The sequence below is a fragment of the Paenibacillus yanchengensis genome (assembly GCF_042684845.1).
GTDB classification, from domain to species: Bacteria; Bacillota; Bacilli; order Paenibacillales; family Paenibacillaceae; genus Pristimantibacillus; species Pristimantibacillus yanchengensis.
Genome location: NZ_JBHUMH010000056.1, coordinates 48,457 through 72,742, shown reverse-complemented (window position 1 = coordinate 72,742; position 24,286 = coordinate 48,457). Strand labels below are relative to the sequence as shown.

Annotated in this window: 22 protein-coding genes, 1 other RNA gene and 1 other annotated feature; of the genes, 20 read left to right on the top strand and 3 right to left on the bottom strand. The window is 40.0% G+C overall.

Features of this window, described 5'->3' with window-relative positions:
* Positions 1-148 precede the first annotated feature (148 nt).
* The 12 genes from gap to ACFSTH_RS15000 all read left to right on the top strand — a co-directional run bounded on the left by gap (position 149) and on the right by ACFSTH_RS15000 (position 12,512).
* A complete protein-coding gene (gap, locus tag ACFSTH_RS15055; protein WP_377769964.1) occupies positions 149-1,153 on the top strand; it encodes a type I glyceraldehyde-3-phosphate dehydrogenase in 1,005 nt (334 codons plus the stop codon).
* A 141-nt stretch (positions 1,154-1,294) separates the two neighbouring features.
* Positions 1,295-2,479, top strand: a complete 1,185-nt coding sequence (locus ACFSTH_RS15050) for a phosphoglycerate kinase (protein WP_377769965.1) — start codon at positions 1,295-1,297, stop codon at positions 2,477-2,479.
* Between the two features lie 16 nt (positions 2,480-2,495).
* Positions 2,496-3,254, top strand: coding sequence for a triose-phosphate isomerase (gene tpiA / locus ACFSTH_RS15045; RefSeq protein WP_377769966.1), 759 nt, complete (start codon positions 2,496-2,498; stop codon positions 3,252-3,254).
* Position 3,255: 1 nt separating this feature from the next.
* The gene (gpmI, locus tag ACFSTH_RS15040; RefSeq protein WP_377769967.1) at positions 3,256-4,794 is read left to right on the top strand and encodes a 2,3-bisphosphoglycerate-independent phosphoglycerate mutase; all 1,539 of its coding nucleotides are present in this window, start codon (positions 3,256-3,258) and stop codon (positions 4,792-4,794) included.
* Positions 4,795-4,889: 95 nt separating this feature from the next.
* Positions 4,890-6,182 carry a phosphopyruvate hydratase gene (gene eno, locus ACFSTH_RS15035; RefSeq protein ID WP_377769968.1) on the top strand — a complete coding sequence of 431 codons (1,293 nt, stop codon included), beginning with the start codon at positions 4,890-4,892 and terminating at the stop codon, positions 6,180-6,182.
* Positions 6,183-6,317: 135 nt separating this feature from the next.
* Positions 6,318-7,004, top strand: coding sequence for a copper homeostasis protein CutC (locus tag ACFSTH_RS15030; RefSeq protein WP_377769969.1), 687 nt, complete (start codon positions 6,318-6,320; stop codon positions 7,002-7,004).
* 86 nt (positions 7,005-7,090) lie between these two features.
* Positions 7,091-7,327, top strand: a complete 237-nt coding sequence (secG, locus tag ACFSTH_RS15025) for a preprotein translocase subunit SecG (protein ID WP_377769970.1) — start codon at positions 7,091-7,093, stop codon at positions 7,325-7,327.
* Positions 7,328-7,543: 216 nt separating this feature from the next.
* Positions 7,544-10,393: a ribonuclease R gene (gene rnr / locus ACFSTH_RS15020; protein ID WP_377769971.1), complete on the top strand. Its 2,850-nt coding sequence runs from the start codon at positions 7,544-7,546 to the stop codon at positions 10,391-10,393.
* Between the two features lie 337 nt (positions 10,394-10,730).
* Positions 10,731-10,931, top strand: coding sequence for a cold-shock protein (locus ACFSTH_RS15015; RefSeq protein WP_377769972.1), 201 nt, complete (start codon positions 10,731-10,733; stop codon positions 10,929-10,931).
* A 166-nt stretch (positions 10,932-11,097) separates the two neighbouring features.
* Positions 11,098-11,580, top strand: a complete 483-nt coding sequence (gene smpB, locus ACFSTH_RS15010) for an SsrA-binding protein SmpB (protein ID WP_377769973.1) — start codon at positions 11,098-11,100, stop codon at positions 11,578-11,580.
* 201 nt (positions 11,581-11,781) lie between these two features.
* Positions 11,782-12,149: a transfer-messenger RNA gene (gene ssrA, locus ACFSTH_RS15005) on the top strand.
* Positions 12,150-12,278: 129 nt separating this feature from the next.
* On the top strand, positions 12,279-12,512 hold the full coding sequence (locus ACFSTH_RS15000) for a DNA-binding protein (protein WP_377769974.1): 234 nt from the start codon (positions 12,279-12,281) through the stop codon (positions 12,510-12,512).
* Between the two features lie 233 nt (positions 12,513-12,745).
* Here ACFSTH_RS15000 and ACFSTH_RS14995 read toward each other — a convergent pair whose 3' ends face one another.
* Entirely contained in the window at positions 12,746-12,916 is a 171-nt protein-coding gene (locus tag ACFSTH_RS14995) for a small acid-soluble spore protein P (RefSeq protein WP_377769975.1), read from the bottom strand.
* Entirely contained in the window at positions 12,913-13,260 is a 348-nt protein-coding gene (locus ACFSTH_RS14990) for a hypothetical protein (protein WP_377769976.1), read from the bottom strand. Before ACFSTH_RS14990 ends, ACFSTH_RS14995 begins: the two co-directional genes overlap by 4 nt.
* A gap of 260 nt (positions 13,261-13,520) precedes the next feature.
* Here ACFSTH_RS14990 and ACFSTH_RS14985 point away from each other — a divergent pair, with 260 nt between their 5' ends.
* From ACFSTH_RS14985 to ACFSTH_RS14960, 6 genes are all read left to right on the top strand, one after another.
* Entirely contained in the window at positions 13,521-15,215 is a 1,695-nt protein-coding gene (locus ACFSTH_RS14985; RefSeq protein ID WP_377769977.1) for a methyl-accepting chemotaxis protein, read from the top strand.
* 448 nt (positions 15,216-15,663) lie between these two features.
* Entirely contained in the window at positions 15,664-17,313 is a 1,650-nt protein-coding gene (locus ACFSTH_RS14980; protein ID WP_377769978.1) for an alpha-L-fucosidase, read from the top strand.
* A 108-nt stretch (positions 17,314-17,421) separates the two neighbouring features.
* Positions 17,422-17,955: a MarR family winged helix-turn-helix transcriptional regulator gene (locus ACFSTH_RS14975; protein WP_377769979.1), complete on the top strand. Its 534-nt coding sequence runs from the start codon at positions 17,422-17,424 to the stop codon at positions 17,953-17,955.
* 68 nt (positions 17,956-18,023) lie between these two features.
* On the top strand, positions 18,024-19,433 hold the full coding sequence (locus tag ACFSTH_RS14970) for an MFS transporter (protein ID WP_377769980.1): 1,410 nt from the start codon (positions 18,024-18,026) through the stop codon (positions 19,431-19,433).
* Between the two features lie 86 nt (positions 19,434-19,519).
* Positions 19,520-19,831 carry a hypothetical protein gene (locus ACFSTH_RS14965; RefSeq protein ID WP_377769981.1) on the top strand — a complete coding sequence of 104 codons (312 nt, stop codon included), beginning with the start codon at positions 19,520-19,522 and terminating at the stop codon, positions 19,829-19,831.
* A 30-nt stretch (positions 19,832-19,861) separates the two neighbouring features.
* Complete coding sequence (locus ACFSTH_RS14960) at positions 19,862-20,038, top strand: hypothetical protein (RefSeq protein ID WP_377769982.1); 177 nt, start codon at positions 19,862-19,864, stop codon at positions 20,036-20,038.
* A 22-nt stretch (positions 20,039-20,060) separates the two neighbouring features.
* Here ACFSTH_RS14960 and ACFSTH_RS14955 read toward each other — a convergent pair whose 3' ends face one another.
* Positions 20,061-20,456, bottom strand: a complete 396-nt coding sequence (locus ACFSTH_RS14955; RefSeq protein ID WP_377769983.1) for a VOC family protein — start codon at positions 20,454-20,456, stop codon at positions 20,061-20,063.
* Between the two features lie 319 nt (positions 20,457-20,775).
* Between ACFSTH_RS14955 and ACFSTH_RS14950 the strand changes: the two genes are divergently transcribed.
* A complete protein-coding gene (locus ACFSTH_RS14950; RefSeq protein WP_377769984.1) occupies positions 20,776-21,936 on the top strand; it encodes a cobalamin-independent methionine synthase II family protein in 1,161 nt (386 codons plus the stop codon).
* A gap of 234 nt (positions 21,937-22,170) precedes the next feature.
* Positions 22,171-22,440, top strand: a binding site (T-box leader).
* 88 nt (positions 22,441-22,528) lie between these two features.
* A complete protein-coding gene (locus ACFSTH_RS14945) occupies positions 22,529-24,193 on the top strand; it encodes a 2-isopropylmalate synthase (RefSeq protein WP_377769985.1) in 1,665 nt (554 codons plus the stop codon).
* Positions 24,194-24,286: the final 93 nt, after the last annotated feature.

Sequence of the window (24,286 nt, the reverse complement as noted above, 5' to 3'; positions counted from 1 at the left end):
AAAAGTGGTCTCATAACGCAAGGTGTTTATGAAATGTAATAGGGCATTGCTTTTACTCGTGAAAGCCCGTTCCGCTCCTACTACTTTTTAATATGCTGTTGCGTTTTGAAATAAATATGAGTTTATAATGCTTAGGAGGAATTTACACATGGTTAAAGTAGGTATTAATGGTTTTGGACGTATTGGTCGTAACGTATTCCGCGCTGCACTTAATAACACAGAGGTGGAAATCGTAGCGGTTAATGATTTGACTGACACAAAAACACTTGCACATCTTCTTAAATACGATACAACTCATGGCGTTTTGGATGCTACTGTAGAAGCAAAAGAAGGCGCAATTATCGTTAACGGTAAAGAAATCAAAGTATTTGCAGAACGTAACCCAGCAGACCTTCCATGGGGAGCTCAAGGTGTGGAAATCGTTGTAGAATCAACAGGTATTTTCACAGCAAAAGATAAAGCAGAATTGCACTTAAAAGGTGGAGCTAAAAAAGTTATTATTTCTGCTCCAGCTTCTGATGAAGATATTACAATCGTTATGGGTGTTAACGAAGAGAAATACGATGCAGCTAATCATACTATTATTTCCAACGCATCATGTACAACTAACTGTCTAGCTCCTTTTGCAAAAGTACTAAATGAAAAATTTGGTATCGTTAAAGGTATGATGACAACAGTTCACTCTTATACAAATGACCAATCCGTACTTGACGTACCTCATAAAGATCTACGTCGTGCACGTGCAGCGGCAGAAAATATTATTCCATCCACTACAGGAGCTGCTAAAGCAGTATCTCTAGTATTGCCAGAGCTAAAAGGTAAACTAAGTGGTATGGCTATGCGTGTTCCAACTGCTAACGTTTCTGTTACTGACTTGGTTGTAGAAGTTAAAGCTAACGTTACTGTTGAAGAAGTAAACGCAGCGTTGAAAGAAGCTTCAGAAGGCGCAATGAAGGGTATTCTTAACTTCAGCGAAGAGCCACTAGTTTCTAGCGATTACAATGGAGATCCAGCATCTTCTACAATCGATGCACTATCTACAATGGTAGTAGAAGGAAATATGGTTAAAGTAGTTTCTTGGTACGACAACGAGTGGGGTTACTCCAACCGTGTAGTAGATCTAGCTGCTTATATTGCTGCTAAAGGTCTGTAAGGAAAGAAAGCTGCTGACCAAAGCTCTCTTAAGAGAGCTTTGGTTTCTGGTTTGCGCCTTTACAGGCCCGACCATCGAGCGTTTCTTCCTGCATGCAGGAAGAGGCGCTTTCTTTTTTAATCTACTTTAGGAGGCAAAAAAATGATGAAAAAAAGTATCCGTGATATTGCTGATCTAACTGGCAAAAAAGTATTCGTTCGCGTTGACTTCAACGTACCTCTAGAAAATGGTGTTATTACTGATGACAAACGTATTCGTGAGACGTTGCCAACCATTAATTATTTGATAGAAAAAGGTGCGAGAATTATTTTGGCAAGCCATTTGGGACGTCCAAACGGTCAAGTAGTAGAAGAATTGCGCCATACTGCTGCACAAGCTCGTCTATCCGAATTACTTGGTAAACCAGTAGCGAAAGCAATGGAAGCTATCGGTCCAGAAGTAGAAAAAATGGTAAGTGAATTGAACAATGGTGACGTATTGTTGCTAGAAAACGTTCGTTTCTACGAAGGCGAAGAGAAAAATGATGCTGAGCTAGCAAAAGCATTTGCTTCTTTGGCTGATTTGTTCGTAAATGATGCTTTTGGAGCAGCACACCGTGCTCATGCTTCAACAGAAGGTATTGCACACCACTTGCCAGCAGTATCTGGTTTGTTAATGGAGCGTGAACTAGAAGTTCTAGGAAAAGCACTACACAACCCAGAACGTCCATTTACAGCTATCGTTGGTGGATCTAAAGTAAAAGATAAAATTGCTGTTATTGATAAAATGTTAGAAATCGCTGATAACGTTATTATTGGTGGTGGACTTTCTTATACATTCTTCAAAGCACAAGGTCATGAAATTGGTAAATCACTTGTAGATAATAGTAAACTAGATTTAGCGCTTGAGTTTATGGAAAAAGCGAAAAAACTAGGTAAAAACTTTTATATTCCAGTTGATATAGTTGTAACAGATGATTTTAGTGCTGATGCAAACACGCAAATCGTTGATAGCACAGCTATCCCAGCAGAATGGGAAGGCATCGATATTGGTCCAAAAACAAGAGAGATCTATGCGGATGTTATTAAAAATTCTAAACTTGTTGTTTGGAACGGGCCGATGGGCGTATTTGAGATCGATCCATTCTCTCACGGTACTGTAGCAGTTGCTAATGCTTGCGCAGCAACGGAAGGTTATACTATAATCGGCGGTGGAGATTCTGCTGCAGCTACAGAGAAATTTGGTTTGGCGGATAAAATGAATTTTATCTCTACCGGCGGTGGAGCTTCTCTAGAGTTTATGGAAGGCAAACAATTGCCAGGAGTAGTTGCTCTTAACGACAAGTAATCGAGGAGGGGTTAGCGTGAGTACAAGAAAGCCTATTATTGCAGGTAACTGGAAAATGTTTAAAACAATATCCGAAGCAAAACAGTTTGTTGAAGCTGTTAAAGGAGAAGCGGAAGTAGACGGGGTAGAAAGTGTTATTTGTGCGCCGTATACGACGCTGCCAGCTTTGGTAGAAGCGGTACAAGGAACTAGCATTGCAATCGGTGCACAAAACGTTCACTTCGAAGATAACGGTGCTTATACTGGTGAAATTAGTGGATTGATGCTAAAAGAAATCGGTGTGAAATATGTTATTATCGGACACTCTGAGCGTCGTGCGTATTTTGCAGAGACTGATGAAATTGTAAATAAAAAAATGCATGCTGCATTTAAACATAATCTTCTTCCTATCGTTTGTGTGGGTGAAAAGCTGGAAGAGCGCGATGCTGGTCAGACAAAAGATGTGTGTAAAACACAAACGGTTGGAGCATTAGCAGGTCTTACAGCTGCACAAGTAGCGGAAACAGTTATTGCTTACGAGCCGATTTGGGCGATTGGTACTGGAAAATCATCTACAGCAGCAGATGCACAAGATGTTATCGGTTATATCCGTAGTATCGTAGCGGAATTGTATGATCAAACTACAGCTGATGCAGTACGTATTCAATATGGTGGAAGTGTAAAACCAGAAACTGTTGTAGAATATATGGGGCAAACAGATATTGATGGTGCGCTTGTAGGCGGAGCAAGTCTTGAGCCGGCATCCTATATCGCTTTGGTCCGGGGGGCCAAGTAAGATGAGTACTCGTAAACCAGTAGCTTTAATTATTATGGACGGTTTTGGTTTGCGCAATACCGCCGAAGGAAATGCGGTACAGCAAGCTAAAAAGCCTAATTATACACGCTATTTAACAGAGTATCCGAATACGACGTTAGTAGCATGTGGGGAAGCGGTTGGTCTGCCAGATGGACAAATGGGTAACTCAGAAGTTGGTCATTTGAATATTGGAGCGGGACGTATCGTCTATCAGGATTTAACTAGAATTAGCAAATCCATTCGCGATGGCGATTTTTATAGCAATGAAACGTTATTAGCAGCAGTAAAGCATGCGAAAGAAAACGGAACGAAGCTTCATTTGTACGGATTAGTATCTGATGGTGGGGTGCACAGTCATATCGAGCATCTCTTCGCATTGTTGGAGCTAGCCAAAAAAGAAGAAATGAAAGACGTATACATTCATGCCTTTTTGGATGGACGTGACGTGATGCCAGATAGTGCTAAAGCGTATATTGAAAAACTACAAGCGAAAATTACAGAGCTTGGTGTTGGACAAATTGCAACAGTACAGGGGCGTTACTATGCGATGGATCGCGATAAACGGTGGGAGCGAGTGGAAAAATCTTACCGTGCGATGGTATATGGCGAAGGACCTGTAGCTACCGATCCGGTACAGGCAGTTGTACAATCGTATGAAGCATCTGTATTAGACGAGTTTGTGCTGCCGACGGTTATTGTCAATGAAGAGCAACAGCCGGTTGGATTAGTAGAGTCTGGTGATTCAGTAGTATTTTTTAATTTCCGTCCCGATCGTGCTATTCAACTTTCACAAGTGTTTACAAACGAAGATTTCCATGGTTTTGATCGTGGAGAAGGTAGACCGACTAACCTACATTTTGTTTGTTTGACTAAATTTAGTGAGACGATTGGCGGATATGTTGCCTATTCACCAAAAAACCTGGATAATACTCTTGGAGAGGTTATTGCCCAGGCTGGTATGACACAATTACGTACAGCTGAGACAGAAAAGTATCCGCATGTGACATTTTTCTTCAGCGGTGGGCGGGACGTGGAACTACCTGGTGAAACTAGAGTGCTCATCAATTCTCCTAAAGTAGCTACCTACGATTTGCAACCGGAGATGAGTGCTTATGAATTAGCTGCATCTACGGTGAAGGAAATCGAAGCTGATAAGCATGATGCGATTATTTTGAACTTTGCTAACCCAGACATGGTAGGTCACTCAGGGATGCTAGAGCCAACGATTAAAGCGGTTGAAGTAACAGATGAGTGTGTTGGGCAGGTAGTAGATGCTGTGCTCGCCAAAGGTGGCGTGTGCATCATTACAGCCGATCATGGTAATGCTGATATGGTGTTTGATGAACAAGGTCGTCCCTATACTGCACATACGACGAATCCTGTACCACTAATTGTTACTAGCAAAGACTATAAGCTACGAGATGATGGTATTCTAGCTGATATTGCTCCAACGTTGTTACAGCTGCTTGGTTTGCAGAAACCAGCAGAAATGACGGGCAGTTCACTACTTGTTGATTAATCTAACTGGCTAAACAGTTAAGGTGAAATCGATGATTAGAACTATTTATGAAAATGTAAACTACTATAATGGATAACAGAGAGGATGTAATAAATATGTCAATGATCGTTGATGTGTATGCACTTGAAGTTTTGGATTCACGTGGAAATCCAACAGTCGAAGTAGAAGTAACGTTAGAGTCTGGTGCAAAAGGTAGTGCAATTGTTCCTTCAGGAGCTTCTACAGGAGCTTATGAGGCAGTGGAACTTCGTGATGGAGATAAAAGCCGTTACTTAGGTAAAGGGGTAGAAAAAGCTGTAGATAACGTTAACTCTATTATCGCTCCTGAGTTGATCGGTATGGATGCTCTGGAGCAAGTAGCGATTGACCGTTTGATGATCGAGCTAGATGGTACGCCTAACAAAGCAAAACTAGGTGCTAACGCAATTCTAGCTGTATCCATGGCGGTAGCGCGTGCTGCTGCTGATGCACTAGATGTACCGCTTTATAATTACTTGGGAGGATTCAACGCAAAAACATTGCCAGTTCCAATGATGAACATCATCAATGGTGGTGAGCATGCGGATAACAACATCGACGTACAAGAGTTTATGGTATTGCCTGTAGGTGCAGCAAACTTCAAAGAAGCTCTACGTATCGGCGCAGAAATTTTCCATAACTTGAAATCTGTTTTAAGTGAAAAAGGATTGAACACAGCAGTAGGTGATGAAGGTGGTTTCGCTCCTAACCTATCATCTAACGAAGAAGCAATTACGACAATCATCTCGGCTATTGAGCGTGCTGGATACAAACCAGGCGTTGACGTATTCCTAGGTATGGACGTAGCCTCTACTGAGTTCTACAAAGATGGAAAATATGTACTAGCTGGTGAAGGTAAATCCTTTACATCAGCAGAATTTGTAGACTTGATGGCTTCTTGGGTAGACAAATATCCAATTATCTCCATCGAAGACGGTTGTTCGGAAGACGACTGGGAAGGTTGGAAGCTGTTAACAGACAAGCTTGGCAACAAAGTTCAACTTGTTGGTGATGACTTGTTTGTTACGAATACAGAGCGTCTATCCGATGGTATCAAACAAGGTGTTGGTAACTCGATTCTAGTTAAGGTGAACCAAATCGGAACACTTACAGAAACATTTGATGCTATTGAGATGGCAAAACGTGCGGGTTATACAGCAGTTATCTCTCACCGTTCTGGTGAAAGTGAAGACAGCACCATTGCAGATATCGCTGTTGCAACAAATGCTGGTCAAATTAAAACAGGTGCTCCTTCACGTACAGACCGTGTTGCGAAATACAACCAGTTGCTTCGCATCGAAGATAAATTGGGTAGTACAGCGCAATATGGCGGTAAAGAAGCATTTTATAATATGAAAGATTTCAACTAAAAATTGTAGTATAATGAAGATGCTCTCGACTGGAGAGCATCTTTTTTATGTTAAATTGACAGCTAAAGAGTACACTTATGAGATAAGAAAAAGATGGATTTACTAGTAAAAATATAGAAGAAAGGATAGAAGCATATGCTGATTGAAGTGATTGCAACTAATATTGCGGATGTACATACCGCTTCAGCAAGTGGAGCAGACCGAATTGAACTGGTAACAGGCATACAAGAAGGGGGACTAACACCTAGTGCAGCGATGATTGCAGCAGCGGTTACAGCAGCTACTATTCCAGTGCAAGTGATGATTCGTCCGCATAGTCAGTCCTTTTGCTACAGTTCCGAAGATTTGCAAATTATGCGAAACGATATTCAAATAGCTAAAGATAACGGTGCAGCAGGAGTAGTACTTGGTGTGCTGAATGAACAAAAAGAAATTGATCAAGCGGCGTTAGAATCATTGTTGAAAGTGGCTGCTGGTTTGAAAGTAACATTTCATCGTGCATTTGATGAACTAGATGATCAGTTTGCTGGACTTGATGTATTGTCTCAATATAAAGGTGAAATTGCTCAAATATTAACATCTGGTGGAAAGCCGAAAGCGATAGATGCATTAGAACAGTTAGCGCAATTGCAAATAGCAGCTGCAAAACATAATATCGCTATACTTGGTGGTAGAGGACTATCACCAGAAAACAGTAAAGTATTTGTGGAGCATACAAAGGTAAAGCAAGTACATTATGGGAGTGCTGTACGTTACAATAACAGTTTTATGGAAGCCATTAATCCAGAGCGAATTGCTCAAATTCGTAGTATTGTTAAGTAACAAGCTCGCTCTATTGTAATTCATTTGCAATTATGATAAAATTACTTCATATGTTTTTCGGAGTGCCTATCTTGGAGGTGGAATTCGTGGAAATCACTTTAAAAATTTTGCTTGTTGTCTTTGCGATAGGACTTATCGCAGTCGTTCTTTTGCAGAAAGGAAAAAGTGCAGGTTTATCTGGAGCAATTTCTGGAGGAGCTGAGCATTTATTCGGCAAGCAGAAGGCACGTGGTTTGGACTTGTTTTTACAGCGTCTGACTGCTGGATTGGCGACAGGATTTTTCTTATTATCGTTAATTCTTTCATATTTTATTGAATGGTAATTCAATCAATATTAGACGAGCGAATAAGGCTCGTCTTTTTTGTATTGTTTTCCATCCCTATATACGTAGAAAAGTTATTTTTTTATTTATAAATGATGGATGCTGTTCAACAAATACGTGTATACTACTTAATAGATAGAGCAAACCTTGAAATTATTAACATATAAATATATATATAAACCGATACAGTGCTTGTATTAAGAGGAGAGTATTACAATGGATCATAATGATCAACAATTAGAACAGCATATATTGCAATTCATGCAAGAAGTTGCTTACAAACCAATGACGTATCAGGAGTTGGAAGCACATTTCGCTATTGCGGATGCTCGTTCATTTAAACAATTTTTACAAACGTTAAATCGATTAGAAGAAGAAGGTAGCATCCTTCGTACACGCAATGATCGCTATGGTGTGCCAGAACGAATGAATTTAATTCGCGGTAAAGTTCAAGCACACGCCAAAGGCTTTGCTTTTTTAATTAGTGACGATAAGGAACAGCAAGATATTTATATTCACGCTAACGATTTGAAAAGCGCAATGAATGGCGACATCGTATTAGTACGTGTAACTAGTCAAAGTGCAAACGGTGGTCGCATGGAAGGCGAAGTTGTGCGTATTATCGAGCGAGCAGTTACACAATTGGTTGGAACATTTGAAGCATTGGAAACGTATGCCTTTGTTCTGCCAGATGATACACGTATTCAGCGTGATATATTTATCCCCCAAACCGCATTTAATGGTGCAGTGAATGGGCAAAAAGTAGTTGTTCGCATTGTCAATTATCCAGAAGGTAGAACAGCAGCGGAAGGCGAAGTTATCGAAATTCTGGGACACAAAAATGATCCAGGCGTTGATATATTATCGATTGTTCGCAAACATCAACTACCAGAAGGATTTCCAGAAGAAGTGATGGAGGAAGCGTTACTTCGTCCGGATCATATAGAACAACAAGAAATAACAGAACAAGGTCGAGTCGATTTACGAAATGAATTAATTATTACAATAGATGGTGAAGATGCCAAAGATTTGGATGATGCTGTACATGTAAAACGGTTAGAGAATGGTAATTTCTTATTAGGAGTCCATATTGCTGACGTTGGTTACTATGTGCCGGAACGATCAGAGCTAGATCGAGAAGCGTATCGACGTGGCTGTAGCGTTTATTTGGTCGATCGGGTTATTCCGATGCTGCCTCATCGTTTGTCGAATGGAATCTGTTCGCTAAATCCGCAAGTTGACCGTTTTACACTATCATGCGAGATGGAATTTGATGCAAAAACGATGCAGCGAGTAAACCACCGCATCTTTTTAAGTATCATTAACACGACAGAGCGTATGACTTACACTGATGTACGTAAATTAATTGTTGCTGATGATGAAAACCCAGAGCTTGAGCTTAAAGAACGATATGCTCCCATACTAGATATGGTCATGCAGATGGAGAAATTGGCAACGAAGTTAAGAACAAAACGAATGAAACGCGGCGCAATCGATTTTGACTTTCAAGAAGCAAAAATTATTGTCGATAGTGAAGGAAAAGCCATCGATATAGTAAAGCGAGAACGTTCGATAGCCGAACAATTGATTGAAGAATTTATGTTGGCAGCGAACGAAACGGTAGCCGAACATTTTCATTGGTTGAAGGTCCCTTTTATATATCGTATTCACGAAGATCCCGATCAAGAAAAACTACTAACATTTATGCAATTTGCAGCTAACTTTGGCTATACGGTCAAAGGTAAAGGAAATTCTGTTCATCCACGAGCGTTGCAAACATTGCTGGAAGATATTGCAGGTACGAAAGAAGCTACTGTTTTATCGACGATGATGTTGCGTTCTATGAAACAAGCGAAGTACGATGCGGAAAGTTTAGGACACTTTGGATTGGCAGCACCTTACTACTCACACTTCACCTCACCTATAAGACGTTATCCTGACTTGATGATCCATCGTGTTATTCGAGAAGTATTAGCAAACGGCGGTACACTTACAGAAGCTCGTTTCGAAGTATTGAAAGGTAGAATGCCTGATGTGGCAAAACATTCCTCTGAGCGAGAAAGAGTAGCTGTAGAAGCTGAGCGTGATACAGAAAAATTGAAAAAATGTGAATACATGTTCGATAAAGTGGGCGAAGAATTTACTGGTATTATTAGCAGTGTTACGAGCTTCGGTATGTTTATAGAGCTGGATAATACAGTAGAAGGCTTGATTAGACTTAGCGACCTAACAGACGATTATTACAATTTCCATGAGCAGCATATGATTTTGGTTGGAGAACGAACATCGCAAATATACCGCATTGGTGACGAACTAGCAGTACGTGTCGCACGTGTTGATATGAATGAACATACCATTGACTTCGAGCTTGCCAGTCAAAAAGCTGGTAGTAGTGCAAAATCATTTAAACATTTTAAACAAAGCGGTCGTGGCAACGGTAGAAATAATAAAAGCGGTCAAGTTGGTTCAACTGGTCAAACAGGTAGATCTAGTCGAAGTGCTGCCACTGGTGGAAGCACTGCTAACGGTGCAAGTAACAAAAGCGTCGCAAGCAGCAATCCTTGGACAAACAAAAAGGAACAGAGTGGTAATAGAACGAGTAGAAACAACAATTCAAATAGCATCAATAGTAGTAAGCGTAATAACTATAATGGTAAAAACATTGGTACAAACAGTAGCAATAACAGCGGCGGCAGATCGCCTCAAACTGCTAATCGTAACATAAATGGGGAACAAGATAATAGCGTCAGGACACAACGTACATCATCCATCCAAACGGATATGTGGGGGCTTCCGGTAAAAAAGAAGGCAAGCAATTCTGGGACACCGTATTGGCAAGAGCCATATAATAAAAGTAAACGAGCAAAAGCGAAACAAGCAGATCAAGCGGGAGTCATCCCAACAGAGCAGTCAGAGGAAACGACGATTTTGTTCGGAGAACGAACGGGGAAAAAGTTAAAACATAAAGCACGTGATAAAGTATCTACGAAACAAGGTAAGAAAACGGACAAGAAAATAGATAAAAAACCAGTTAGAAAACCAAATAAAAAGAAAAATAAATCGTAAAAATTCCGACATTGTTAGCTAGGTATGAATAAAAAAACGGCAAAATGTGATACTAAATGTAGGCATCCATTGCGATGCTAATCACATTTTGTCGGTTTCTAGCCAATATGTCGAAAAGGCTGCATACACTTCCTGATATGGAACTTGTATTTAGAAATTTGTTACTTGCAATTTAATAAAGGGTATAGTATACTCAAGACATATCGATGATATGAACCTGAATTCGCATATTGAAAAGGGTGTCATTACGATCATGAACCTTTTCCAATGTGTGAATTTTTTGTGTAATAACGAAACAGGCGCATATTAATACAATTTTTTTTGGAGGTATATCCACATGCAACAAGGTACAGTAAAATGGTTTAACGCTGAAAAAGGTTTTGGTTTCATCGAAGTTGAAGGCGGAAACGATGTATTCGTTCACTTCTCAGCTATCGTAGGTGATGGTTTCAAAACTCTTGATGAAGGCCAACGTGTTGAGTTCAACGTAGTTGAAGGAAACCGCGGACCACAAGCAGAAAACGTTGTAAAGCTATAATAGCTAACTAACAACGAGTTCGGAAAGTCGCTTACCTTATTGGTATAGCGGCTTTCTTTGCATATTAGCCAAGTTTGATGGAGAATAGAAATTGTTGATTTTGCACATTATAATTGTTATAATTAGTATCTGCTTTGGAGTATATTTAACAAGCGAGGTGAATGACGTGGGTAGTAAAAAAAGTGATGGTAAACAACTGGCCCAAAACCGCAAAGCTTCCCATGATTATTTCATTGAGGAAACCTTTGAAGCGGGAATGGTATTAAAAGGAACAGAAATTAAATCGTTACGTAATGCAAGAGCAAACATTAGTGACGCGTTTGCTACCATTAGAAATGGTGAAATTTTTATTCACAATATGCACATTAGTCCTTTTGAACAAGGAAATATTCATAATCCAACAGATCCGACTCGCACACGGAAATTACTGATGCACAAGGAACAAATACGTAAGCTGCTCGGACAGTCCAAGCAAGAAGGCTATTCAATCGTGCCGCTCAAAGTTTATATTCGCAACGGTTATGCGAAGTTATTGCTCGGACTCGGAAAAGGGAAAAAGCAGTACGATAAACGTGAGACAGCAGCTAAACGAGATGCACAACGCGAAATTCAACGTGTGTTACGTGAAAAGCAAAAAGTGATCCGATAGTAAGTTACTAGTTGGAAATAACAAGTGTGCACAAAATCAACGTAGATGTGATACAATAACGTTGTAGGAAATAGTGTGATTGAAGAATGAACGAAGCTTAGAGCAGAGTATAAGAGTTGATTACTTTGTAGATGTGAAGCTACTATACTTCGTTTTAATCGCTAAATACTCACCTACGTTGTGATGTATTTATGCTTATCTGGGGGCGTTCTTGGATTCGACGGGGATTGGACGAGCGCGAGCCAGCGGGTAGCAGGGAGTCGTCTGCTTCATCAACGCTAAAGCCTATTAAACGGCAAACAACAAACAAACTACGCTTTAGCAGCTTAATAACCTGTTAGCGTGCTCCTACCTAGCATCGCCCATGTGACTAGACTAGGGGCTAACAAGTAGTGGGATACGCCGCTTCGGTCTCCGCCTGGGGTCGACGGAAGAAGATAATCAGGCTGACCTATGAAGAACCGCGTTGCAGGGGGTCTTTCTAGGTGACATCAAAACTGCAGCTACACCCGTAGAAAGCCGTGTGGCGTGATCTTCGGACAGGGGTTCAACTCCCCTCGCCTCCACCATGAAAAGCCCTACCGCATGAGGTAGGGCTTTTGTTATGGAATAAATTTTCGGAATAGAAACTGTATTTGTCTGAAGTCATGTTATAATGAAGTATTCCGATCGATTAGGAAAGAGAGAGGAAACCCGATATGAACAGATTTGAAGACTGGAATCTAAAAGTAAAAAAGACGTATAATGCAACGAGTAAAATAGTTGTATTAACCGTCACGGAGGCAGGAGGATTACTCGGTCTCTCCAAAGACGAAATGAAGTTGTTCGTGGAGAAATATAACTTAACCAAAGTCCCGATCATGAGAAGTGTTCATAGATACCTGTTACTTAAATGTGAAATAGACGATATTGTAGCGAATAGGACCGGATAGTACAGGGTGTTCCCGCAGATAAAATCAAAATTGTGACTATACCCTTAGAAAAAACGTGTGACGTGATCTTTGTACAGGGGTTCAATTCCCCTTGCCTCCACCATGAAAGCCTAGTCCGCATGAGGACTGGGTTTTATTTTTTCCTAAAATTGTAGACGGATTGTAGACATCGGAATTTTAGAAATTGATTAAAAAGAGACCGTCAGGCCAATTCTCCTGACGGTTTTCCTTAATTAAGAGCCTTCTCCGTGGTTGCTGCGCGAATGATTCAGGTTTTTTACTTTTTTAGATCCTGAAAGCGGTTCATTTCCGGGTTTTGTTTTATTGGAATGATGATCGTTATAGTGCGGATTGCTAGTATTAGGCTCAAGATTTTTATCTACGTCAGTTTTAGCTTTTGTCATTGCTTTGTCAGTCCTTTCAACTGTTGTGCACATTCGTGAATATCTCTAATATAATCTTCAATTAACAATCGAATATCCTCAGTTTGCTCATCAATGGATTTGTTATCTTGCTCGACATCGAGAAAATCAACATGAACCTCACGTTTATCGACATATTTACATCTAAAATCAAAGGAATAGTGAGAGCGTCCTGCATTTTTAATATGAATTAATAATGTGTCTGGAAATTTTTCATCAGCTTGAATATGGCATTCATCAGATGTTTTCATTACGGTAGGCAGCGTTTTTTGCCAAGCCTGCACTAGACTGTCGGTATCTATATTCAGCACGCTAGCTTCTGTCATCTTTATCACCTCCAAAGCTTATTATGCCGTTATAGGAGAAGTCGTATGCATTGCAAAAATCGAGTTTTTCCGGCATGAACTTTTTAATTTTGGTGAAAAAAACGCAAGTTCAAGGACTAGATCTATACCTTGAACTTGCGCTTTTTGCTATGACGCATCCACTTCTCTTTAAATGAGTATAAATACCTATTTTTTGTCGAATAAAGTCGACCGATAAATTGGAGTAAGGATTTTTTACACAACAAAGGAGTGAGCTAATCATGAGGATTTCTACCTGGCTTAAAATGATGAGTGGAGTTTTTGTTTTTCTAACGGTCCTGAACGGAATTAGTGTTGTTATCCTTCAAAAGAGCGTAGCGCAGGAACGTGACGCTGTAAAAAGGCAAGCAGAATTCAAACAGCTAGGTTTCGATTTAGCCAACTCCTCAGACTATCTAACTAACGAAGTTAGAGCCTTCGTGCAGTTCGGAGACAAAGTCCATTATGATAACTATTGGAAGGAAGTAAACGAGACCAAAACGAGAGAGCATGTAGTGGATAGATTAACTGAATTGGGAGCGCCCAAAGAAGAGCTGGATCTTATATCATTGTCAAAGCAAACTTCGGATGCTCTTGTCAAAACAGAGAACGAAGCAATGAAAGCTGTGGAAGAGAAAGATTTTACCAAGGCCCGACAACTCATGTTTGACAGCAAATACAATAATATTAAAAAGACCATCTCAGAGCCGCTACAGCAGTTTCAAGAGAAAATGAATAAGAGAGCGGAAAATGAAGCAAACGCTTCAAAGCAAAAAGCAAGCTGGATGCTTAAAGTAACTGTGCTTTTGCTTATCATTACATTTGGAGCATTACTTGCGATATTTATTATTATTTATGTTAAGTTAAAGCCGCTTAAGTTAGTCAATGAAAAAATCGCCGAAATTGCGCAGAGCGGGGGGAATCTTACCGGAAGACTCAATTACTCTGGCAAAGATGAAATCGGAGAAATCTCAAAATCCTTAAATGCTATGTTGGAGACTCTGCAATCTATTATTAAAGATGTCCGTGATACCTCCAGTAGTGTATTGGCTTCTTCAAGTAAACTGGTAGAGAATACGAAAGAAACTGCAAGTGCGACAGAGGAAATAGCGAGACAGGGAGTCAGTATTGAGCTGGGGGCAACAACATCGGTGCAAAGTACACTTGATGCTTCCCATGCAATCAATGAAATGTCTATAGGTGTACAGCGTGTCGCTATATCTGCGGAGGATCTTGCTAATGTCGCAAATGAGACGGAGAAAGAGGCGGCAAGCGGCGTGAATTTTATACAGCAAGTTAGCAAGCAGATGATTCAAATAAGTGATTCTGTAGGTTCTACAGTAGAAATCGTATCTAATTTGAAAGAACGGACGTCTCATATTGAGAAAATTGTCAGTGCCATTACGGAAATAGCGAGTCAAACGAATTTGCTTGCGTTAAATGCTTCAATTGAAGCGGCAAGAGCAGGCGAGCATGGAAGAGGCTTTTCGGTAGTGGCCAGCGAAATCCGCAAACTGTCAGAACATTCATCAACTTCAGCAGGAAAAATATTTGGATTGTTACAAGATATTGTAAAAGACTCTCAAGAAACTGAACGAGCAATGCAGCAAGTTACGGAAGAGGTAGTGACGGGTCAAAAAAAGATGAATGAAACAATCGAGTCGTTTTCAAAAATTTTGAAATCCACTCAGCAAGTGGCTTTGCAAGTTCAAGAAGTATCTGCTATTAGCGAACAAATGGCAGCAGGCTCAGAAGAAATTGCAGCATCTGTTACCGAGATGGCAACCATAGCTGAAGAGTCGCTTACAGGAGTTAAAGCTGTGAATAATATGACAGCCAAGCAAAATTCTTTAGTTCAGGAGGTTGCCTCACTTACAGACTTGCTTAGCAAAGATTCACGAAGTCTTGAAGCTCTTGTTATGAAGTTTAAAGTGTAAAAAAATAGCATAGTGAAGCTCGCAAAGGTGTTGTCTATGGTCATTTCTGACTTTTAAGACAGCCCTTTTTGAGCTATGGATGTATTAGCAGCCCTGACTAGGCGTTAAATAGCCTAACGTTCCATGAATACGATGAAACACGATCAAAATATTCCGAAGCTTATAAAACTCATAAATAAGGAGAGTGCTGAAATATTTATTGATAGCGCTTTAATGCAAATATAGACTAAGTGTGGTAATCTACTGAGTAAGAGGGTTTTGAGTTAGATTCGCTGTAAAAGGTTATCGATAACATTTTGCGCTTTATGTTATTGGAATACCTCAACAGGCTTACTGTAAAAGTTCTACTGGTATGGTGTAAATAAAACAAAGGTCGAGGAATCTACTTGAAGTGGCGAAACAAAAGTAGTAGCAAATACAATAAGTGCATTTGTAGGAGGATATATTGATGACGAATAAGACGGATGTTACGAAAGCGGCAATTCCAGGTGTTGTTGCATTACAAGAGGATGGACGTATAGCTGATTGGCAGCGGCTTCGATATGGGATGTTTATTCACTGGGGTCTTTATTCTGAAATTGGTGGTGTTTGGAATGGAGAGCCGGTAACAAAAGGGTATAATGAGCAAATTCAAATGTGGGCTAATATTTCGGAAGAGGATTATTTGGATGTGGCGAGTAAATTTACTGCAGACCAATTTGATGCAGCCGAAATTTGTAAGTTAGCAAAAGATGCTGGGATGAAATATATTGTTATTACGACGAAGCACCACGATGGCTTTTCGATGTTTCATACAGCAACTACGGCATATAATATAGTAGAAAAGACGCCATATGGCAAAGATCCACTTCAATTATTAGCAGAGGAATGCCGCAATCATGGTTTGAAATTTGGTATTTACTTTTCTCTTGTTGACTGGCACCAAGGTCATGAATTTGACCATAATAATTGTAATCCGATACCTGAATCAATGGAGCCAGTTATTGAACAACAGCTTCGTGAGTTGTTAACGAATTATGGTCCTATTGCAGAGGTATGGTTCGATATGTCTGCTCCAACTATGAAGCAGAGTCAAAAAATTGCTGGTCTTGTTCGTGAGCTTCAACCGGAAGCGATGATCAATAGCCGAATATGGAATAATAATAGTGATTTCCGGACGTTGGGTGATAACGAGATTCCTTCTGTTCCGCTTGAAGGGGCGTGGCAAACACCTGCTTCGATTTACCATTCTACTTGGGGCTACCGTAGCTGGCAAGAGCGAGAAGATTTGGAAGGTAAAACGAAAGAGCTTGTACAAAGTTTAGTCAGTATTTTTGCTCGAGGTGGAAATTATCTATTAAATATTGGACCGCGAGGAGACGGATCAATTGTTGCGTTTGAGGCAGACGTTTTGCGTGGCATCGGGAGCTGGATTCAGCGCCATGCATCGTTTGCGGGTGATCTTTCTGCAACATACTTTGATCAACATACGTGGGGCGAAGTGCTTGCTGATGAAGGGAATTTGTATTTATGTGTGAACAATTGGCCAGAAGATGGAAAGTTAGTATTGTCTGGTCTGGCTAATAAAGTTACTAAAGTTGTAGAAGATGGTGAGACAACTGTGCTGTCTTATACAACGGAAGGAGATCAGTTAATTATTGAACTTCCTAAACAAGCTAAGGATGAAATATTGCCCGTTATTCGAGTGAGTATCGAAGGAGCGCTTCGTGTTATTCCGAAAAATACAGTAAGCGAGATCGATGGCGTGTGGAAGGTTGACGGCACTTATTTGTATACAGGTAATGGTTATGCTGATGAAGGACATTATTTCACACTTAAACAGACGCAAGTTCGTTTAACAAGTTATCTTGCTGTAAAAGAATCTGGTAATATTTCTATCCACTTAAATGTAGAGGCAGATCCAAATCGCAAGTATAAAGTTGCTGTAGGTAACCAAGGACAGGTATTGTTAGGTGCTGAGTTATCTACAGTTGAAATAGGACCATTTGCTGTACCTGCTAACCAAATCATTCCATTGACGATTACATTAGCAGATTCCGCATATGTTGGTGATGATTTGAGGATTGATTTTTCTGCGGCTACTGTAACAAGGAAGTAAGTTGTTGGCGGTTAAAGGAACAGATGTTAATAAGTTTTAGTATCTAAAACACCTTCAAATAAATGATTTCTTATCGTGAGATGATGAGATTGGTTTGAAGGTGTTTTTTTGATTGTTAAGAAATTTTACAGGTTGACATTATATAGTTTAGAAACTAAACTAAAACACATGGACAATAATTATTCTAATACTAATCGACAGGTAGATGATGAAGAGGAACGAGGTAGTCGCAATTTCGGTAAGCTAATTATGCAATTGCAGCGTTTGGAGCGTCAGCCTCATACATTCGGTGCAGCTGGTCCGCTATCTCCGAGCGAGATTCATATGATTTCGGCTATCGGTGAAACGGATCATTTGCTAATGAGCGATCTTGCTGCACGACTTGATATTACGAAAGGAGCTGTCACGCAGCTTTTTGCTAAGTTAGAGAAAAAAGGGCTTGTCTACCGCATTACCCATCCACAGGATGCACGAAGTACACTAGTTATGTTGACAGAGCTAGGTCAGCAAGCTAATGCAGCTCATGATGAAGTGCGTCTGCAATTTTATCGTCAGTTGCGACAACAATTAACGGAGCATGAAATAACTGTTTTTGAAACTTGTTTAGAGAAATTAAATGATTTTTTACTTATGCAGCAGTAACTACATCGCTGCAATTTTTTTAAACATATAGTTTAGCTGCTAAACTATATTGAAAGGGAGGGTATTGTTTGAATCGTTTGTTAATGATGGTCGCTATTTGTTTAGGTGCATTTGTATCACATTTTACAGCAGGTGTCATTAATGTTTCACTGCCGCAATTTGCTACAATTTTTGAAACTAATTTAGCTACAGTACAGTGGGTGACGACTGGCTATTTACTGGTTATTGCTTCATTATTACCGCTTATGGGTAAGCTGGGTGACCGGTATAGTCATCGTACTATTCATAATATGGGATATATTTTGTTCACGGTAAGTTCTATTTTGGTAGCTTTTTCTCCTAATATTACAATTTTGCTTTTGTTGCGTAGTTTGCAAGCTTTAGGAGCATCGATGTTTCAAGCAACTAATATTGCTATTATATCTATTTTTCTTCCGAAGGAAATGAGAGGAAGAGCGCTTGGGGTAGTAAGTACTGCGGTGGCTTTAGGTGCAATGAGTGGACCAGTTGCAGGCGGATTTATTGCAGAGTGGTTAAGCTGGCATTGGTTGTTTTTGATTCATGTACCGATTGCTCTTATTGCTACTATATTAGCTTGGCGTTATATCCCGTCTCGTGCTAGGAAAGAGGTTATCGCGAGTGGTACTAAAGTAGTTCAAGTGGCAAGTACGACTAGTAAAAATGTCAAAAGTAAGTTTGATTTTGTAGGAGCATTATTGTTTATTATTACAATGAGCACGCTTATTTTGGCTATTTCGATTAATCAGCTATCAATATTTGTTGTAACTTTGCTTGGGATAATCGCTTTTATTATGTGGGAGCGACGCCAGCCCGTTCCTTTTTTATCACTTGATCTATTTCGTTCGGCTTCACTTTCGGGTGGAATGATCGTAAGTGTTATGACGTATATGATCGCGAATACAGTATTGGTGACTTTGCCTTTTTATTTGTCTGGTTCAGCTGGTTTGCAGCCGTCAACCGCAGGAAATATAATGGCTACTTATCCGATATTGTTGGCTATTGCAGGTCCAATCGCTGGCTATTTGTCTGATCGATTTGGTTCTAGATTATTGATGCTCATTGGTACCACAAGTATGATGGCAGCTTTGGTTTTATTTGTAGTATCACCAGCAATTGCACCAATTATTTTGTTATTGACTGCTTTGTTCTTATTAGGAATAGGGATGGGACTGCTGTCTGCACCGAACAACAGTTTTATTATGCAGCATGCGCCAGTAGAGCATGTCGGAGCAATCGGTGGAATGATCGCATTGACTCGTAATCTGGGTATGGTGGTTGGAGCGGCGCTTGGGCTTGGTTCTATGTCATTTGCTGGCGAAGGGCAAGGGAAGCTCTCGTTGCTTCATACGCTTCGTCCTGTATTTGGAAGCTATATATTAGTTGCTCTGTTAGTCGTCATTGTGTTGGCAGTTAGTTTGCGCTCGAAAGTACAAGGGCGTAAGCGACAAAACGTATAGGCGAAGTGGTTATATGAATGAAACGGTATATGTTATACTGGAATTGTTTTATGGCAATACGTAGAGACTAGGTAGAGGAAGGATTAATGATGAATACTAGATATCGAATTACTAGAAATCCTCATGATGAGCAAGAGAAAGAAGTTATTTCGCTGGAAGAATGTAAATTGTTTTTTGCTAAGCAAGCTGATTTTTCATATGTGAAACAGTACTCAGTTCGCTCCAATGAAACGGTAATGACAATAACAGGTGAGTTTTTTCTGTGGAGCGTATTAAACACGTCTATTCCTTTTCGTTATTTCGAAGGTGATGTGTATGTGGCTGTGTCGCATGAACTGATATATAACAAAATGCTAGAAGTAGCTCAAGGATTAAAGGCTACGTATTTGGAAGGGTAGTAAAAACATAGTGCGATAGGAAGATGTTAGATGAGATGTGGGGAACGTTGTTTTCTTGTCACTGTCCAAATCGATGGTGAACAACAGACGGATAAGATAACAGCTAGAACGTCGGTCGATGCGAGGAAAAAGGTTCGTCGTATGTATGGAGTAAAGGCGAATGTTATATCGGTCGTGCGAGATAACACTCGTCTTTATCGTCCATAATAGTTTGGCTGTAAGCAGTTGTTTATTTTGCGTTTTCATCTGGTTGATGGATACCAAATGTATTACCTTCTGTATCGATATAGTATCCTTGCCAAGCCATGCCAGGTAGTGCATATTTGGGTAAGGCAACTATTCCTCCTAGTTGGAGAATTTTCGCCTCTGTAGCATCGTAGTCTTCTACGCCAATGGTACTGACAAAGCCATTCATAGGCTGAGCTATTGGTGGAGAGGCTCCATGACGTTGCATTAAAGCTCCATCGATTCCGGGTTCATTGCTATCTCCAGTAATTGCGCCAAAGTAAGGAATACCAGCGTAATCGCTCCAATCCTCGAAAGTCCATCCAAAAATTTCACCATAAAATTTTTTCGCGCGATCCATATCATTTACATGAATTTCAAAATGTACTATTCGTCCCATAGTTACCTCCAAAATTGAATTGCATTATTTTTTCTTTTATTATACTTGCCCAACCTCCTAAAAATATAAACAACTATAGACAAATAAAACATTTATTCTATAATGGTATATTGAAAGTTTTGTAAATATATATTTAAAAGATTCTTAGTTGATGGTTGGTTATTCATTTTTATTATTATTATTATTTTGGGGTGTTAAATATTGGTTATAACTATTAGCTATAACCAGATATTGCTTTTAAGTGTTACATAGCTACTAGTCTTCCATGTTAAAATGAAATCAATACAAAAGAGGATCGTTTACTTAAGGAGGAGTTAGTATGTGTAATAAGTTTCAAATCGTGGGAAGTCTACTACGTCCAGCGGATTTGTTAGCATATAAAAATGAAATTGAACACCGTGATGATATTGCGTATCCTTTTTATGAAAGTTTCGAAGGTTATGAGCAATGTGAGGCAAAGGCAATCGAGGAGATCGTTGATAAATCTATTGAAAATAATATCTTTCCTCTTACGGATGGAGAGTACTCTAAATCGATGTGGCATCTAGATTTTGTGTGGGGCTTTGCAGGGATTGATCGTTATATAGCAGATCATGGTTACTTTTTTAGAGATACAGATGGAGCGTCAAAATATGAAACTCGCAAAGATATCGGTTTACGTATTACAGGCGAATTGAGCGGGAAAAATCACCACTTTATTCATATATTTAAAAAGCTACAAGCTGCTGCTGGAGAACATGAAACTAAGTTGTGCGTACCTTCTCCGTCTCACATTTTTGGTGAGCTATCATGGTCGGATAATATCGGAGGCACTGACTCCGTATATAAAGATAAGTATGAGCTGAAAAATGGTTTGGTTAAAGCTTATAAAGAGTTCGTGGAGGAATTCGCTGCTGTCGGAGGGAAAATTCTACAGTTTGATGATTGTCTATGGGAGCTATTTGCAGATGATAATCCGAACTCTCCATATACAGGCGAGCATATTAATCAAGAAGAAGTACAGGCATTAGCTACAGAATTTATCGATATTAACAATACGATTATTGATTTTGGACATAGTTTAGGCTTGAAAATGTGGACGCATAACTGCCGCGGTAACTACGATTCTCGTAATATGGGTGGCGGATCTTATGTCAAAATCGCTAACTTATTTTTAAAACAGTTGAAATATGATCGTTTCTTCCTAGAATGGGATGATGAGCGGGCGGGATCGCTGGAAGCGCTAGAAGTATTCAAAGATAGACCAGATACGGAAATTGTGCTTGGATTGTTGTCATCAAAAACCAATACGTTGGATGATGAGGCACGTGTAGTTAAAATGCTCGATGAAGCATCAAAAATTATTGATAAAGATAGATTGCTACTGTCTCACCAATGCGGATTCGCTTCTTGCGATGGTGGTAATGAATTGACGGAAGCAGAGCAATGGGCGAAAATTAAACAAGGGCAACGTATCGCCGAGCAATACTGGGTAAATTAGTATTTTCCTTAGTATTGGTATTATCCCCTTTAAGGAGACACTCAATAACGACTGCATGTTTTCATGCGGAAAGAGTGGACTTAGAGGGGATATTTTTAGTTGTTATCGCTATTAATTGAAGCGAACTAATCGTTATCCAATTTAGCATTGAAAAAAATATTTACTTTGCTTCTTAAAGTACTTGCCAAGATAGCCGCTATTGTATAGCATAGATAATATAACATATTCATATTTCTAAAGACGAAGAAGAGGAATAGTAAAGCTTTCCATGCGTCCAGAGAGCTGTTGGTTGTTGCGAAACAGTCGCGGAAGAAGTTTGAACTCGCCTTGGAGTTGCCCGCTGAACAAAAGAGTAGGTGGGGTCGGTTCCTGACCGTTATCATCAGGAGGTATGAGATTTGCCGCTGCTAACAGCCGCGAATTTCTATCTGTAGAGTGCACGCCATAATAAGCGTGAATGTCAGGGTGGTACCGCGTAAGATTTTTGAGTCTTTCGTCTCTGTTGAGGAGATGAGAGGCTTTTTTTGTTTTTAACATTTATATTTGATAAAATTTGGGACAACAATGTCGGAGTAAAGGGATGAGTATATCTATGAAAAATGTTGAAAAATATGCTAGAGGATATTATATGCCGCCACAAACAAGCCTTAAGTGGGTGCAAAAAGAGTACATCACCGAAGCACCAATCTGGTGCAGTGTTGACCTTCGTGATGGTAATCAAGCGCTAATTGTGCCGATGAATTTGGAAGAAAAACTGGAGTACTTTAAAGTTCTCGTCGATATCGGATTCAAAGAGATTGAAGTAGGATTTCCGGCTGCCTCCGAGACAGAGTTTACTTTTCTTCGCAAGCTCATTGAGCAAAATTTGATTCCAGAAGACGTAACGATCCAAGTGCTGACTCAATCACGGGAGCATATTATTCGCAAAACATTTGATTCTTTGAAAGGTGCTCACAAAGCGGTTGTTCATCTATACAACTCGACTTCACTGGCGCAGCGGGAGCAGGTATTCCGAAAGTCAAAAGAAGAAATTATTGAGATTGCTGTAACTGGAGCGCAATTGGTGAAGCAATGCGCAGAGGAAACAGAAGGAAACTTCCAATTTGAGTATTCGCCAGAAAGTTTTACAGGTACAGAAATCGAATTTGCACTCGAAATTTGCAACAAAGTATTGGATGTGTGGCAACCAACAGCAGAGAATCAAGTTATTATTAACTTGCCAGCAACCGTATCGATGTCAATGCCGCATGTGTACGCAAGTCAAATTGAATATATGAGCGAGAACCTAGGTTATCGCGACAATGTTATTTTGTCAGTACATCCGCATAATGATCGGGGTACAGGTGTGGCTGATGCTGAACTAGCTATGTTGGCTGGTGCACAGCGCGTGGAAGGCACGCTGTTTGGTAATGGCGAGCGGACGGGCAACGTTGACGTCGTTACACTTGCTTTGAATATGTATTCGCATGGGGTTGATCCAAAACTGAATTTCGAACATCTGCCGGAAATATTGGCTGTGTATGAACGAGTGACGAAGATGCGCGTAAGCGAACGTCATCCGTATGGTGGCGAGCTTGTGTTCACTGCTTTTTCTGGCTCTCATCAGGATGCGATTGCCAAAGGGATGAAATGGCGTGAGGAGAAAGAGCGTCAGCATTGGTCGGTTCCGTATTTGTTAATCGATCCGAAAGATATCGGCAGACAATATGAAGGTGATATCATCCGCATTAACAGCCAATCCGGTAAAGGTGGTATTGGTTATGTACTACACCAAAAATACGGCTTAGACCTTCCAGCAAAAATGCGTGAGCATTTCGGTTATGTTGTGAAGAATGTATCTGATCATGAGCAAAAAGAGTTGATGCCGGAAGATATTTACGATATTTTCAAAAACGAATATGTTAACCTAAGCACGCCTGTAGAGTTTGTGAAATATCGTTTCAAGGAAGATGATCAACAATTCGAAACAATTGTAACTATCCGTACTGGTGGTGAGACGAAAGAAATTGTGAGCAACGGAAATGGTAGGTTGGATGCTATCAGCAATGCGTTGCAAACCGAATTGGGTTTTGGTTACTCGGATATGTTATATACTGAACATGCATTAGAGAGTGGTTCGAAATCGCAAGCAGTGTCCTATATTGGGATTAAAGCAACAAATGGAACGGTATATTGGGGCTGCGGCATCGACGCGGACATTATGGTGTCCTCTGTCAAAGCATTGTTTAGCGCCGTCAATCATCTAGTCGAAAAATAAGTTATTTTTACAAACATGAATACCATCGGGACTGATCCCATAGTATGAGACCCATCAAAACACCTTCAAGAAATGTAAATCATGTCATAAGAT